1 pseudogene is annotated in these 616 nt (G+C 66.1%); it reads right to left on the bottom strand.

From position 1 onward, the window contains the following. Nucleotides 1-123: 123 nt before the first annotated feature. Nucleotides 124-616, bottom strand: a pseudogene (locus tag ELR45_RS39880) (hypothetical protein); the annotation flags it as partial.

The following is a 616-nucleotide window of genomic DNA, read 5'->3' as shown; positions in this document are numbered from 1 at the left end:
TCACTCCGGACGCGGTGTTGCGGATCTCGGTGACCGGAGCGTTGTAGCTGATGTTCTGCTTGCCGACGGCGTCGGCCAACGCGAACGAGATCCGGTCCATGCCGCCGACCGGCTGCCACATCATCATCGCCTGGCTGAAACCGAACTCGAACGAGAAGCGGTTCCCATCTGGCTGTGCAGGACAGCGGAGAGATCGGGCGGGGGTCCGTCGACGACGCCGGCGTTGCGCCCGGCGCCGGGGCTCTCGAGGTAGCCGCGCCTGTCGTTCCCGACGTACTTTCCTCCTTCGAGGCCGCCGAAACTCTCCGCGAACGAGACCAGCCGCTCGGCGTCGTCCGTGCTCAGGGTGTCGTCGAGCGCACCCTGGTCGAGTGCCTGGAGTAAGAGCTCACAGATGTATCCGTAGTAGTCGGCCTTCGCCTGCCGGTGCGTCACTGCGGTGCCGCCGAGCGGGCCGTAGCCGGTCGTGTCGGTGTTCTCGTGGTAGTAGAAGCTCTCCGCGTTGGCATTGACCAGGGCCTGGATCTCGACGCCGAGCTCGCGGCAGTAGTCGAGCGTGATGTGGTGATTCGGGATCCGCGCCGGTCCCGCGTTGAAGTAGTGGCCGTCGGCGAAC

The organism is Phytoactinopolyspora endophytica (genome assembly GCF_004138495.1).
GTDB classification, from domain to species: domain Bacteria; phylum Actinomycetota; class Actinomycetes; order Jiangellales; family Jiangellaceae; genus Phytoactinopolyspora; species Phytoactinopolyspora endophytica.
Note: the sequence above shows the minus strand (reverse complement) of the source record. Positions and strands in the feature narration are given on the sequence as shown.